The 13590-nt window shown below is 74.9% G+C and carries 10 protein-coding genes; 1 reads left to right on the top strand and 9 read right to left on the bottom strand.

The window, feature by feature from the left end; genetic code table 11:
- Positions 1-17: 17 nt before the first annotated feature.
- From KV557_RS20155 to KV557_RS20145, 3 genes are all read right to left on the bottom strand, one after another.
- A complete protein-coding gene (locus KV557_RS20155) occupies positions 18-1034 on the bottom strand; it encodes a serine/threonine-protein kinase (protein ID WP_374106650.1) in 1017 nt (338 codons plus the stop codon).
- The gene (locus tag KV557_RS20150) at positions 1027-1842 is read right to left on the bottom strand and encodes a serine/threonine protein kinase (protein ID WP_218202215.1); all 816 of its coding nucleotides are present in this window, start codon (positions 1840-1842) and stop codon (positions 1027-1029) included. Before KV557_RS20150 ends, KV557_RS20155 begins: the two co-directional genes overlap by 8 nt.
- Before the next feature lie 100 nt (positions 1843-1942).
- Positions 1943-2173 carry a hypothetical protein gene (locus KV557_RS20145; RefSeq protein ID WP_218202213.1) on the bottom strand — a complete coding sequence of 77 codons (231 nt, stop codon included), beginning with the start codon at positions 2171-2173 and terminating at the stop codon, positions 1943-1945.
- Positions 2174-2454: 281 nt separating this feature from the next.
- On the opposite strand from KV557_RS20145, the gene KV557_RS20140 reads away from it, so the two are divergent.
- Positions 2455-5229, top strand: a complete 2775-nt coding sequence (locus tag KV557_RS20140; RefSeq protein ID WP_218202210.1) for a M4 family metallopeptidase — start codon at positions 2455-2457, stop codon at positions 5227-5229.
- Here KV557_RS20140 and KV557_RS20135 read toward each other — a convergent pair.
- The 6 genes from KV557_RS20135 to KV557_RS20110 all read right to left on the bottom strand — a co-directional run bounded on the left by KV557_RS20135 (position 5199) and on the right by KV557_RS20110 (position 13586).
- A complete protein-coding gene (locus tag KV557_RS20135; RefSeq protein WP_218202207.1) occupies positions 5199-5522 on the bottom strand; it encodes a DUF1330 domain-containing protein in 324 nt (107 codons plus the stop codon). The two genes, KV557_RS20140 and KV557_RS20135, sit on opposite strands and share 31 nt — an antisense overlap.
- A gap of 226 nt (positions 5523-5748) precedes the next feature.
- On the bottom strand, positions 5749-6891 hold the full coding sequence (locus tag KV557_RS20130; protein ID WP_218202205.1) for a hypothetical protein: 1143 nt from the start codon (positions 6889-6891) through the stop codon (positions 5749-5751).
- A gap of 4 nt (positions 6892-6895) precedes the next feature.
- Positions 6896-8977 (bottom strand): methyltransferase, FxLD system, encoded by a 2082-nt coding sequence (gene fxlM / locus KV557_RS20125; RefSeq protein ID WP_218202203.1) that lies wholly within the window; start codon positions 8975-8977, stop codon positions 6896-6898.
- A gap of 14 nt (positions 8978-8991) precedes the next feature.
- Entirely contained in the window at positions 8992-10251 is a 1260-nt protein-coding gene (locus tag KV557_RS20120; RefSeq protein WP_218202200.1) for a lanthionine synthetase C family protein, read from the bottom strand.
- On the bottom strand, positions 10248-13346 hold the full coding sequence (locus KV557_RS20115; protein ID WP_218202197.1) for a lantibiotic dehydratase: 3099 nt from the start codon (positions 13344-13346) through the stop codon (positions 10248-10250). Before KV557_RS20115 ends, KV557_RS20120 begins: the two co-directional genes overlap by 4 nt.
- An 81-nt stretch (positions 13347-13427) precedes the next feature.
- Complete coding sequence (locus KV557_RS20110) at positions 13428-13586, bottom strand: FxLD family lanthipeptide (protein WP_218202195.1); 159 nt, start codon at positions 13584-13586, stop codon at positions 13428-13430.
- Positions 13587-13590: the final 4 nt, after the last annotated feature.

Below are 13590 nucleotides of genomic sequence, written 5' to 3'. Positions count from 1 at the left end.
TCCCACCCGGCGTACGTCTAGCCCCCCGCGACCGCCGCGCCCACGGCGGCGGCCGCGAGCGCCGCCCGGGCAGGTCCGCTGCGCCCGCGCCTGCGCATGTGCCGCTCCGGCGCGTCCTGGTGGGCGCGGATCCGGGCGAGCAGGCTCTCGGCGGTGTGCGCGGCCCGCTCGGCGTGGGTGGGCGCCAGGCAGTCGGCGGCCAGCTCGCGCCAGAACGGCGGCACCGCGCCGGCCATGCGCAGCGGCGCGCGCCGGTCGGCGTACTCCTGCGCGGCGGCGGCGCGGGCCGCCGGGGTGGCGCCGGGGAACGGCGAGGCGCCGCGGGCGAACACCTCGTGGACGACGATGCCCAGCGCCCAGATGTCGGCGCTCGGGCGGACGGTGACGCCGTGTTCGCCCAGCGGCGCCTTCCACCGCTCGGGCGGCAGGTAGTCGAAGGTGCCCATCGGCGGCGCGTAGCCGTGGGTGCCGCGGGTGCCGGTCAGTTCGGTGGCCAGGCCGAAGTCGGCGAGCCTGACCGAGCCGTCGGCGGCGAGCAGGACGTTGTCGGGCTTGAGGTCGCCGTGCACCCAGCCGTTGGCGTGCAGGTGGGCCAGGCCCTCGCAGATCCCCGCGATCAGCCGGGCACCCTCGGCCTCCGTCACCTCACCCACCTCACCCGCCTCGCCGGCCTCGCCGGTGAGCAGGTCCCGCAGGCTGCGCTCGGCGCGCTCCATGACCAGGACGATCGCGCCGTCCAGGAACGGGTGGCCCTCCTCGCCGAGCACGACGGTGTCGAGCAGGCGGATCAGCCGTGGGTGCCGGGTGCGCCGGGCGAACTCCACCTCGCGGCGGGCGCTCTCGGCGACCTTGGCGGCCTGGCGCGGCGTCAGGCCGGCGGTGGGCAGGATCTTGAGCGCGACCTCGTTGCTGTCGGAGTCGCCGGCTGATCGCCCCGCGTACACCGTGCCCCAGCCGCCGTCCGCGATCGGCCCGGTGACCTCCCAGCGCCCGACGCGCTGCCCGGGCGGCAGCGGCCGCACGCGCTCAGCCACCGGCGGGCCGGCCGGCCCGCCCGCCGTCCGCGCCGCGTGGCGGCAGCAGCGCCAGGTGCTCCTCGCGCACCAGCCCGAACCGCAGCGCGACGGCCACCAGCGTCTCCCGCTTGCCGTTGCGCCGCCCGCCCCGGCGGGCGTCGTCCTCGGCGGGGGCGCTGATGCGCATCTTCTCCTCGGCGAGGTAGTCGATGTGCGAGCTGACCGCCCGCGCCGTCAGCCGCGCGCACGCCGGGTGGCCGGCGAGCCGCTCGACGATCGCCGGCGTGGTCGGCACCTCCAGCGGCGACTCGTCGCGCAGCCGCGGCTCGCACAGTGCGACCAGCACCAGGAAGTAGGTGGCCGTCTCGTCCAGGGAGTACGCGGTGACGGTCCGGCTGCCCCACGCCCCGCCCGGACCGAGGCCGTCCGCGCCGAGCCCGTCCGGGTCGAGGTAGACGTGGTCGGGCGCGAACACCTGGAACGCCAGCGCGCCGCCGTGACGGGTCGGCAGGACCACCCGGGAGAACTCGAACGGGATCGGCGCCCCCGCCCGGCGCGGCGGCACCCGCAGGTACTCCCCGGCGCCCTCCGGGTTCTCCACCAGGTAGCTCTGGGTCGCACTGTGGTTGCTCAACTGCCAGTGGTCGTCGGTCACCCGGATCTCCCCGGCCAGACGGGAGATCGCCGCGTCCGCCAGCCGCAGCTCCACCGGCGTCGCCGCCGAACCCCGCCCGAACCGCGCCACCTCCCCGGGCCCGAGCCGCAACGTCACCGCGTTGCTGCCGGCGCCGCCGCCCGGCGGCAGGTAGATCACGATCCCGCTCAAAACCCCTCCCTCGCCCACGGACCGGCGCTCGCCCCTCCAAGGCCGACGGTACACATTGTGCGGCCGTGTGCTGGGGCGATCGCCGTCCGCGTGCTCTTCGTCACGAACTGCCGTCGCCACCCCCGCCGTCGCCTCCGCCCCCGCCGAGGACGGTGATGTCGCCGTTCCCGTTGCGCCGCCGCTTCTTGCGCGAGCGCACCAACTCGCCCGCGCCGAGCGTCACCGCCGCCACCGCGCGCACCCAGCGGGGGCCGCCGCGCTGCGCCCACACCACACACACGCATCCGCCGGCGACGAGCACCAGCACGCCGAGCAACACCAGACCGATCACGTTCCCCTACCTCCTGCAGTTCGTACGCTCCCGGTGATCCTCCCAGACCAGGGCCGGACGTCCCACACCCAATGAGTAGGCGGTCGACATATGCCGACCGATGTCTTATGGTCCTCATGTGGCGGATGTGGCGGACCGTCAACTCGGCCGTCAGCCGGGCAGAACCGGCGCGCCTCGCGTTCGCCGTCCCGGCTTCCGAGAGCCCTCGGCATCCCTCGGCATCCCGCCCGGTCCGGCCACGTGCCGCCACCACCGATCCCGTGCTCCGTGAGAGGACCTCAGTGCACCGTCGTTCCCGCACCCCCGGGGTGCTCGGCGCCGGCATAGCCGCCGCCCTGAGCCTGGCCCTGGCCGCCCCGCAGGCCCTGGCCGAACCGGCCCCCGCCCAGGCGCCCGCCGCGGACCCCGTCCCCGGGCTCGTCGCCGGCCAGGACACCGCCGCCCCGCAACTGGTCACCGGCCTGTCCGACCCCGCCCCCGGCGCCCCCGCCGACGCCGCCCGCGCCCACCTCGCGGCCCACCAGGACCGCTACCGCATCGACCCCGGCCAGCTGGACGAGGTCGGCACCGAACGCGCGGGCGACGGCCGGCGCACCGTCAGGTTCCAGCAGCGCCACGGCGGCATCCCGGTCCTCGGCGGCCAGTACCTCGTCCACCTCACCGGCGACGACGCCGCCCAGCGCGTCGAGTCCGCCGGCGGCCGGTACTTCACCGGCCTCACCGCCCCGACCACCCCCACCGTCCCGGACGACGTGCTGCGCACCGCGGCGCTCGGCGCGCTCGCGGACCCGGCCGCCCGGGCCGGGGCCACCGCCGAGGACGGCGGGCTGGTGATCCTGCCCGGCGGCGCCGGCCGGCTGGCCCGGCACTTCACCGTGCGCCCCGCCGGCGCCGCGGACACCCCCACGGTGCGCGAGGTCTACGTGGACGCCACCGCCGGCGTGGTCGCGCTCGCCCACGACGCCGGCGCCCCGTACGTGGTCCCCGGCGCGACCGCCGATCCCGCTCCGGGCGCTACCGTCACGCCCGCCACCGGCACCGCCCCCGACGCCCACGGCCGTACCGTCCCGGTGAACATCGGCCGCCTGGCGGACGGCAGTTACCAGCTCACCGACCTCACCCGCCCCGCCGCGATCACCACCTATGACGCGGCCGGGCGCGACTACAACGACTTCGGCGGGCGCATCCCCGCCGACGTCCTCCCGGCGCACTCCGCGGGCCCGGACTTCCCGGCCGCCACCGGCATCGACGGCGTCACCGACGCCCACCTCAACGCCGCGATCGTGTACGACTTCTACCACGACCGGCTCGGCCGCGACGGCCTGGACGGCAAGGCCGGCCCGATCGACTCCGTGGTCAACGTGAGCGCCGGCGGCAAGGTGTTCCCGAACGCCTTCTGGGACGGCAAGAAGATGATCTACGGGGGCGGCGGCCCGGAGAAGTACCCGTTCTCCGTCGCCCTCGACGTCGCCGGCCACGAGATGACCCACGGCGTCATCCAGCACACCGCCAACCTCGCCTACCTCGGCCAGCCCGGCGCGATGAACGAGGCCCTGGCCGACTACTTCGGCAACGCCATCGAGGTCACCGCCCGCGGCATCGCGATGGACGACCCGAAGGCCGCGCTGCTCGGTGAGAGCCTGTGCCGCACCGGTACGCCCGAGGCCTGCGCGACGCGCCGCCTGGACGACCACCGCAGCACCGTCGACGACTACATCGGCGTCGGGCCCGACACCGATTCCGCCGGGGTGCACCTCAACTCCACCATCTTCGGCGGCGCCCTGTGGGACATCCGCCGCACCCTCGACCCGCTGACCGCCGACCGCCTGATCTACCGCGCGCTCGCCGACTACCTCACCCCGCTCGACGACTTCGTCGCCGGCCGCAACGCGGTCCTGGCCGCCGGCCGGGCGATGGGCCTCGGCCGCGCCCAACTGCGCACGGTGGCCGACGCGTTCGACGCCCACGGGATCCGGGCCGGCTGGCAGCACCGGCTCGGCCTGGACAGCCGTACGCTGGTGCGCGACATCACCTCCAACATGGCCATGCCGGTGGCCGCCGGCGGGCACTGGGTGATGCTGGCCAACAGCGACCCGGCCAACACGACCAAGACCGCCCTCTACACCGGTTCCACCAGCGGTTCCACCACCGGGGGCGGCGCTCCGGTGCGGCTCAGCCCGGACGACGGCCGGTATCACAGCTGGGCCGCCACCGACGGCACGTCCGCCGCGTGGCTTGCGGTCGGCTGGGACGCCCAGAAGAAGTTCGGCTGGGAGCTGCTGACCGCCCCGCTGTCCGGCGCCGGCCCGGTGCGCAGCGTGTACCGCTCCTCCGACCAGCAGATCGCCAACATCCAGATCGCCGGCGGCGAGATCGCCTACACCACGACCGGCCGTGACGGCGGCGGCACCCGGATCCACCTCTCCCACGAGGGCGCCCCGGACACCGAGATCCCGCTGGCCGACGGCCACGGCCTCGGCGACCTCTCCCTCCAGGGCGACACCCTCGCCTGGACCGAGAACTGGACGGCCGGCACCGACTACCGCATGGCGCCGACCGCCTACTCGCTCGCCGCCGGCAAGGTCACCGCCCAGTACCTGCCCGAGAACCCGAAGGACGTCGCCTCCCACACCCGGCTCGCCGGCGGACGCCTGTACTGGATGCAGAGCCCCGCCGACCACACCACCGGGCGCTCCTCGATCCGCTCCGGCGCCCTGGACGGCTCCGGCGTCACCGACGTCCTGCCCGCCGACTCGACGGCGCCCGAGCCGGGCGCGAGCCTCACCGTCTCCGACCGCGCCATCACCTACTCCTCGCGCTCCGACAAGCCCGCCGGCGGCTGGTCCAACGCCGCCCTGCCCAAGCTGTGGCAGCTCCCGCTCACCGGCGGCACCCCCGAGCGCGTGTCCTGCAACCGCGGCGGCCAGTCCCAGCCCGCCGCCGACCGCGGCACCCGTGTCGTCTGGCTCGACGCCACCCCCGGCCGCACCGACCTGGTCACCCGCGAGCGCCCCGCCGGTGCCGCTCAGTGCGACAGCGCGTCCGACCCCCGGTAGCCCTGCGGCACACCGCGGGCGAAGACCACGTCGGCGGCCATGTGGCGGGTGCGCAGCGGCAGGATCTCCCGGTACGCGGGGGAGTCGTACCAGGCGCGCACCCGCTCGTGGTCGGGGAACTCGATGACGATCAGGTCCTGCCCCCAGCCGCCCTCGACCACCTCCACCTCCCCGCCGTGCACCAGGAACCGCCCCCCGAACGGCGCCAGGGTGGCGTCGATCCGCTCCAGGTACTCGACGATGTCCGGCCCGAACTCCACCGAGTGGACGTGGGCGATCGCATACGCGGTCATGGCTGCTGCTCCTTGGGCTCGCTCCGCTGTCGTCCCCGACAGTAGGGCGAGCCGGCCCGCGCCCGAATCCGTCACGCATAGGTAGGGGGTACCGGCGGCACCGATGTCACGAAGGCCCCTCCGCCCGCCCCTTGAGTTCCAGGGATCGTTGCAACACCCAAGCTGGGGAGTGCAATGACCTTCGAGATCCGCAAGGGTCGGACAGCGGCCCAGGGACCCGGGCGGCTCACGTGTGAGCGGGAGGCATACTTCCAGCTCGTGCAACAGGGTGTGAGCCACTCGGAGGCGGCCAAGGCGGGGAGCTTTCGAGTACTGCGGCGGCGCGGGCGAGCGCGTCCTCCAGTCGGGCGTCAAGGGTGGTCGGGAGGGTGCCGGAGCCCAGCGCGCAGGCCGCGAGAGCCCGTTCGAGCGTGTTGGCCTGGCCCGGGTGGAGGTAATCGCGGACGCTGGGGTGGGCGAGGACGTCGCGCAGCGCGTAGCCATCGCCGGATTCACTCGTTCGGTTGGTCAGGTGGCGTGCGAGGTTTCGGGCAGCGGGCGTGGCCGGGCCGTAGGCGTCGAAGGTAGTGAGGGCGAGGCGGGTGCTGAATACGGCCAGGCCCACGCCGTCTTCCAGGGCCAGGTAGTGGTCGGCGGCGGTGGCGGCAGCCCGTTGGTCGCCGGGGCGGCACAGTGCGGTGAGGGTGGCGGTGACGGCGTTCTCCCATGGGTCGCCGGGCGCGGTGGCCTCCAGCAGGTCGAGGGCGCCGGGCAGGTCGCCGGTGGTGGCGTGGGCGAGGACGGCGACCTGGCGGCCGTCGAGGAGGCGCCGGCCGATGCCGTGGTGCTCTTCGATGTGGTGCAGGGCTTCGGTCCAGCGGCCGGCGGTGGTGAGGGCACGGGTGCCGTCGGCGAGGACGACGCGCCACAGCCACTTGCGGATTTCGGCGCGGTGTTGGTCGGTTGCGGTGAGTTGGGCGGGGACGGTGATGCCGTCCAGGACGGCCGCGGTGCCGGTGGTGACGGCGTGGTAGAGGTCGAGCAGGAGGCGGTGGCCCTGATCGTGGTGGCCCGCGCGGATGTGGAGGCGGGCGAGGTTGACGAGGGGTTCGAGGCCGCGGATCGCGTTCGTCGCCGGGAGCGGGCCGATCGTGAGGTGGAGGTGGGCGTGGCGGTGGCACAGCTCGCGGGCGTACTCGGGCAGGCCGAGGTCGGAGGCGAGCAGGGCGGCTTGGTTGAAGACTCTGGATGCCAGACCCGGGTCTGCCTGTCGGGCGCCCGTGTCGGCCAGCTCGCAGAGCCGGCCGACACGGGCGTCGAGGGGCAGGCACGCGGGCCGGATCCGGGCGACCAGCGGGAAGCGCTGGGCGACGGGTCCGGTCGGGTGCACGTGGCTACTCCCAGGTGATGGTGATCGGGTGGTGGGAGCGGTCCAGGACGAAGCGGCCGGCGGCCGGGTCGGCGGTGGCGGTGGCGTCGGGGAGTTCGAAGCGCAGGGTGCGGTCCCGAAAGCCCTTGTCCCAGGTGCGGATCTCCCGGGCGACGAGGTCGGCGAGCGCGGCGCCGTCGGGGCCGTGGCCGATGACGCCGGTCTCGTAGGTCTTGCGGCCGTCGCCGTCGGGCTCGCCGGGGCGCAGGGTGAGGTAGGCGAGGGAGTCGTTGTTGACGGTGGCCATGGCGCCCCAGCCGAACATGGGGGTGACACCGCGCTCGCGGGCGGTGCCGGTCACGCTCATGCGCATGAGGGAGTTGGGCAGGGTGAGGGCCAGCCACAAGTCCTGGTGCTCGTAGGTGGTGCCGGCTGGGATGGTCACGCCGGTCCAGGTCTCGTGGCGCTTGCTGTCGAGGACGCCGAGCAGCATCGAGGCGTCGATGGTGTCGTGTTGGTCCTTGTGGACCTGGAGCGTGACGTCGCCCTCGGAGGTGAGGGCGACGGTGCGGCGGGCGTCGTCCATGCTGCCGCGCAGCGGCATGAAGACGGCGAGCTGGTCGTCGACCGACACCCAGGCGTCGTCGCGGCGCTCGAAGGCGATGACTCGGCTGGCGGTGCCGCGCAGGCGCAGCGGCAGGACGATCCGCCCGCCCGGCTTGACCTGCGTCAGCCAGGCGGTGGGCATCTCGCTGGTGCTTACGGTCGCGATCGCGCGGTCGTAGGGGGCGCCGTCGGGGTGGCCGAGGGCGCCGTCGCCGAGGACCGTCTCGACGTTGGTGATGCCGGCGTCGGCGAGGTGCTTGCGGGCGCCGTCGACGAGGTCCTCGTCCACGTCGACGGTCACCACATGACCCTGGGGGCCGACGATGGTGGCCATGTAGGCGGCGTTCACGCCGGTTCCGGCGCCGGCCTCGAAGATCCGCTCGCCGGGCCGGGCGCCGAGCTGTTCCAGCATCATGGCGACGATCGCGGGCTGGGATGCGGCGCTGATCCGGGTGCCGGAGCCGTCGGCCTTGGTGTAGGTGGGGTTGTCCGCGTACGCGGTCTCCAGCGGGACGCCGGGCAGGAAGTGCTCCCGGGGCACGGCGCGGAAGGCGGTCTCCACCGCGTGGCTCGCGATGGCTTTCTGGCCGAGCAGCCGGTCGGTGAGCGCGGCGCGCAGCTGCTCGGCGGTCGGGGTGGCGGTGTTGTTGCTGAGAGTAGTCACGTGGGCGACCCTAGTGGTTGTGCGGATGGCGGACTGCGAGGGCGCAGGGCCCTCACCGGAGTGGAAGACGGCGTCCAACGCCCGTGCGGCCATGGCGGCTTGGTGGTCGACCGGCATGCCTGCGCGGTTGGCGTGGAAGAGGATGTGGTGCGCGAGGACCGCACGCGGCCCGCGGGTCAGGAGGCCCTCGCGGGCGAGGCGGGCGAGGTCCTGCCCGGCCCGTTCGAAGGCATCGACCCACGCGGTGTGATCGGCGAGCGGTGCGCCGCCGTGGGTGAGGCGGTGGGTGTCGAGCCTCATCAGACGGCGCATCGCGCCGGTCAGGGTGGCGGCCCGTTCGGGCGCGATGGCGGGTGGGGCGTCGCGGAGCGCGGCGAACTGGGCCCAGACGTCGCCCTGTTCGTACCAGTCGAGGCCCGCCGCGCGCAGGAGAGCGCTGATCAGGACCACGGTGGTCTCGGTCCGGCCGAGTGCGGCGGGCCCGGGTTGGGCGGCGTGGGCGAGCAGATGGAGGCTGTCGGTGTGGAAGAGCCGGTGGGCGGTCTCCATCGCCTCGGGGCCGCCGAACGCCTCGGTCTCCGGCTCGTAGATCCCCAAATTCCAGCGTTCGGCGCGGCCTTCCTCGACGAGGCCGTCCAGGAGCGCCGTCACGGCGGCCGAGGGCTTGTCGGCGCGGTAGCGGAGCCGGAACGGGCCTTTGCGCATGAACCACCAGGCCTCCAGCCGGCCCGCGTTCTGGTCGGCGGTGAGGGCGGGGGCGAGGCGGTGGGCGGCCAGGTGCTCGGTGGCGGCGCGGTCGGTGAAGGCGATGTTGTGCTGGATCCAGCCGGTGGTCATCGATGGGTCCTCGGTCAGGCGGTCAGGAGGCAGGCGTCCCAGCGGGTCGCCGGTGCGGTGCCGGTGGCGGGGGCGAGCAGGGCCAGGGCGGTTCCGGCGGCGCCTTCCAGGAACGCGGGTCCGGCGGAGTCGAGCAGGCGGCGGGCCTGCTCGTCGGGGTCCGTGCGGGGCGGGTGGGTGGTGTCCAGGAGCAGGGCAGCGGCGGAGCGCAGCCGGGTGGCGTTGCGCGGTGAGGCGTCGGCGGCGGCGCGGTGGGCGATGTGGGCGAGCCCGGCGTAGCCGTGGCAGGCGGACAGGTCGGTGGTCGCGGCGAGCGACGGCGGGTCCAGCAGGGCGGTGGCGAGGGCGTTCTCGGCTTCGTGGCGCAGGCGTTGGTCGCCGATGGCGAGGGCGGCGAGCTGCTGGGCGCGGGCAAGTCCCGCGGTGCCGTAGCACCAGCTCGGCCGCTGGGGCGCGAGGGGCCTTCGGTCGGGGCCGGTCAGGTCCGCGCGCGTGATCCAGTACGGCCAGGTGTGGCGGTCGCGCCAGCGCTCCAGCCAGGCCAGGACGGTGCCGATCGCCGCCCGCTGGCCGTCCACCGTTACGCCACGGCGAAGCGCCAGGGCGAGCAGGGCGAGGGGGCCTGCGATGCCGTGCGCGAGCCCGTTGTTGGCGTGCCCGCCGGGGAAGCGCTCGTCGGCCTTCCCGGAGGGTGCGCTCGGGGTCCACCAGCCCGGCAGCAGCTCCCCGTCGTGGTTCTTGATGTCCTCGGTGAGGCGGACCAGGTAGGCGAGGACTTTGCGGATCGTGTCGCCGCGCGGAGCTGGGTGCAGGAGGACGGCGCCGATGCCGGCCAGGCCGCGGATGGTGTCGAACTCGGCCAGCGCCGCCAGGTCGCCCCGCTCGATTCGGGCGAGCGCCTCCTCGCAGCGCCTTTCGGCGTCGGCCGCGACCACCTGGTGGAGGTGGGTCAGGGCGCGCCGGTACGAGCCGGGCCGGGCCTGGGCGGCGCACGCGAGCGCGTGGGTGAGCGCGGGCGCGCCGTAGTAGAGGTAGCTGTCTGCTCCGCGGGTGACCGGGACGGTGGCCGTCACGGCGAGCCAGGCACGGGCGTGCTCCCAGGGGCCGCGGCCGGCGGCGGCGCGTTCGATGTGGAGCAGGGCGATGCCGGGGGCGCCGTGGGCAAGGGACTGGCGCCACTGGGGGCGTGAAGTCCACTTGGCCGGCACGGTGTTGGGGTCGGCGAGCAGCTCGGCGATGCGGTCGGACAACTGCAGGGCGGGGTGGGGGGTCACAGGTCACCGTCCCGGGAGAGGCGGGCGAGGGCGGCGGCGCGGGCCAGGTACAGGATCTGGGCCTCGTCGTCGAAGTCGATGCGGTGGGCGCGGACGTAGTTGCAGTGCAGCAGGGAACCGAGCACGTCCGAGGGGGCGACGCCCCGGGTGTGGGGGCCGGGGAAGAACTGGCGGTAGGCGTCGAGGGCTTGGCGGCGGTCGGTCCAGGCGTCCACGATCGCGGGGCCGCCCGGTTCGGCCCGGAGCGTCGCCCAGTCGTCGGCGGGGTCGGCCAGGTGCACGGCCTCGCGGAAGGCCGGTCGCGGTATGGCGGCCGGGGCTTTGGCGGGGACGTTGTCGATGAGCCATCGCAGCCCGGCGGCGGGAGAGCCGGTGAAGCCGGCCGTGACGGCGACCGCATGGGCGGCCAGCAGCGCCAATCGCCCTGGCCGGACGGGTTGGGACAGCTGGGCGAGGACGGCGGTGGAGTCGGTGTGGAAGACCTGCTCGGCCGCGGCCCAGGCCGGGCCTTCGCCCCAGCGGCCGGTCTCCGTGTACGAGGTTGGGTATGCGAGCTCGGACAGCAGCCCGGCGCGGTGCAGCTCTGCCGTCCAGGCGCTGACGGTGGCGGCGGTCGGGCCGAAGGCGGCCGGGTCGGGCAGGGCGATGCGCAGCCGAAGGTGCTGGCGCGGGTCGCGGAAGCGGACGAACCACCAGGCCGGGTGCCCGAGGCGTTCCAGGAGGTCGGGCAGGTACGTGGTGAGGACGGTGTCCTGGCGCTCCAGGTCGCCGTACAGCGCGGCGAGCAGCACCCGGGAGGTTCCGGGGGCGTCGCCGTGGCCGCGGCGCAGCAGGCGGGCGGTCGTCGGCTGGGGCAGGCGTGGCCAGGCCGGGGCGCGGGTTGCGGTGAGGGGGACGACGATCTCGTGGGCCCGGCCGCCGGCCCAGCCGAGAGCAGAATGGTCGGGGGCCTCGACGAGGACGGCGTGCGGGGCGGCGTCGAGGTGGGTGCGCAGCAGGACGCGGTGGCCGGGGTGGTCGAGGTCGAGCGGAAGTCCCTGGCTGTCGGCGGCCAGCATCACGTGCCGCGGCGGGCGGCGTCGGGCCAGCCACGCGGTCAGGGCCTTGTCCCAGTGCTCCCAGGGCTCGTGCGGGCCCGGGAGTTCCGTGGCGGTGAGCCGCCAGGTGGCGGGGGAGAGGATGACGCGGCCGTGCCGCAGCCGGGGCCTGAACGGCAGGGAGCCGAGCGAGCCCCAGCCGAAGCGGGTGACCTGCGCGCCCTGGGCGCGGGAGAGTTCGGTGATGAGCCGGGCCAGCGGCGGGGTGTGGACGCGCAGGTTCAGCGCGTGGGTGGGAGCGGCCTCGATCCGCACACCGAGCGCCGGCGCGGCCAGGTACATGCGTCGCCCGTCGCAGCCGACTGCCAGGTCCTGCGGGCGCAGGACCCTGTCGGTGGGCGGGCGGTGTTCGGCGAGGCTGACGACCAGCTGGCCGGTCGGGATGCTGCGGGCCACGTGCGCGGTCGCCGCATCCAGTGGCGGGTAGGAGAGTTGGGCGGTAACAGCGTGCTCGTCCATCGTCGGCAGGCCGGTCAGCACCGTGGTGAGGCGCTCGCGGTACTCGGGATCGAGCAGATGGAGGAAGCGTCCGACCGAGACCCCTGCCGCCCGCGACGCCGACACCACCGCGAGGCGGAACTCGCCCCGGTCGAGGGCCTGTTGGGAGCGGGCGTGGAGGTGGAATCCGATCTCCAGGTGCGGGGGCAGTCGTGGCTGCTCGGGGCCGAGGTCGAGGGCGGCCAGCAGCGCGTCGTCGAGGACGACCTCGCGCTCGCCGTCCAGCGCCGCACGCTGGGCGAGGGCGGCGAGGACCTGGTCGCGTTCGTCGAAGCGCGGCGGCTCGGCCGGCCGGGCGCCGGGGTAGCCGTCGGGCCAGCCGATCCCGCTGTCGGCCACCATGTCGAGCAGCGGCACCAATGCGCCGCGCCCGTACCGCTCGTAGAACCGCTGGTGGTAGGCCCGCCAGGCCGCCGTCCCGTACGGGAAGGGGCTGAGCCGGGTGAGCAGGCCGGCCGCCCGGGCGGCCTCGTCGGCGACGGCTTCGGGCAGCACCAAGTCGGCGTCCAGGCGCAGGTCGACGGCCAGAGGCGGACGGGCCGCTCCATCGCGGTGGTCCGCAGTGGTGAGCGACGCCTCGGCCTGGGCGCGGGTGGCGCGACCGGGCGCCTGGTTGTGGGCGGCGAGGGTGGCGTGGGCGGTGCGCAGGTTGGCGAACAGAGCGGCGGTGTTGGGGACTTGGTCGGCACCGGCCCGCTCCAGGGCGGCCAGGAGGTGGCCGAGGGCGTCGGGCTCGGTCGCCGGGGCGTGGAGGCCGGTGATCAGGGCGCGCCGGGCGACGAGTTCGGTCAGCGCGTCGGTGATCCGCTCGGCGGGCGCGGTGGGGAACTCGGCACTGAGCTTGCCGGCCAGTGCTCGGAACGGGATCGGATGGCGGGCGGCGGCGAGGGCGAACGCGACGGGAAGGGTGTGGCGCAGGGTGACCTCGGCCGCCTTCGCGCGGCGTTCAGGCCGGTTGAGCGGCTGGTGGGGGATCACGAGCCGGTCGCCGCGCACGTGAACGGTGTCGTTCGCGGTCACGTCCAGCCGGGCCAGCAGCCCGGGGTGTCGCTCGAACTGCTCGATCGCGGCAGCGAGTTGGGCAGCGGAGAGCCGGGCGACCGCGTGGTGGTCATCGCCCCAGCGGACGCCGGCAAACGGGCCGAAGACGGCTGCCTGGACGCCCGAGAAGAGAGCGAACGGCGTCGCCCGCCCGCCTGCGCGCAGCACGTACCGGGCCGTCGCCATGACGGCGCGCCGCACCTCGCGCGGCGCCGGATGCGCGGCCGCGGCCAGTTCCTCGACGCGCCGGGCAAGGGCCGGGCTGGCCAGCGCGAGCGCCTCGGCACAGTCCGCCTCGGCCCGCACCGCGCGCAGCCACGCCAGCCACTGCGGCACCAGGACGGGGTCGTTCGTCGTGAGGTCGGGCCAGGCGGGCACCGGCAGGCCGGGGCGGGCGACGGCGCGTACGAGCGCGACGCCGGCGGCGCGGTAGAAAGCCGGCGGAGCGGTTGGACGCATGGCGGACCTCGAATCTGGCAGCGGAGAAGGGAAGGCGGTCGGTGCCGCCGGAGAGGCTCCCGGCGGCACCGACGGGGTGGGTCAGTGGACGCCGGTGGTGCAGGCGCCGCAGGTGGAGCCGCAGCCGTCGTCGGTGAGCACCTGCAGGCTGGCCGCGTCGGCCACCTCGACGGCCTTGACGTCGAGGTCGAAGTCCTCGGCCGCGGAGACCGGGGCCTCGCCCTTGATCTGCTGAACCATGGGA

Source organism: Kitasatospora aureofaciens (assembly GCF_019192735.1).
Taxonomy (GTDB): Bacteria; Actinomycetota; Actinomycetes; order Streptomycetales; family Streptomycetaceae; genus Kitasatospora; species Kitasatospora aureofaciens_A.
This window is presented reverse-complemented; position numbering and strand designations above follow the sequence as displayed.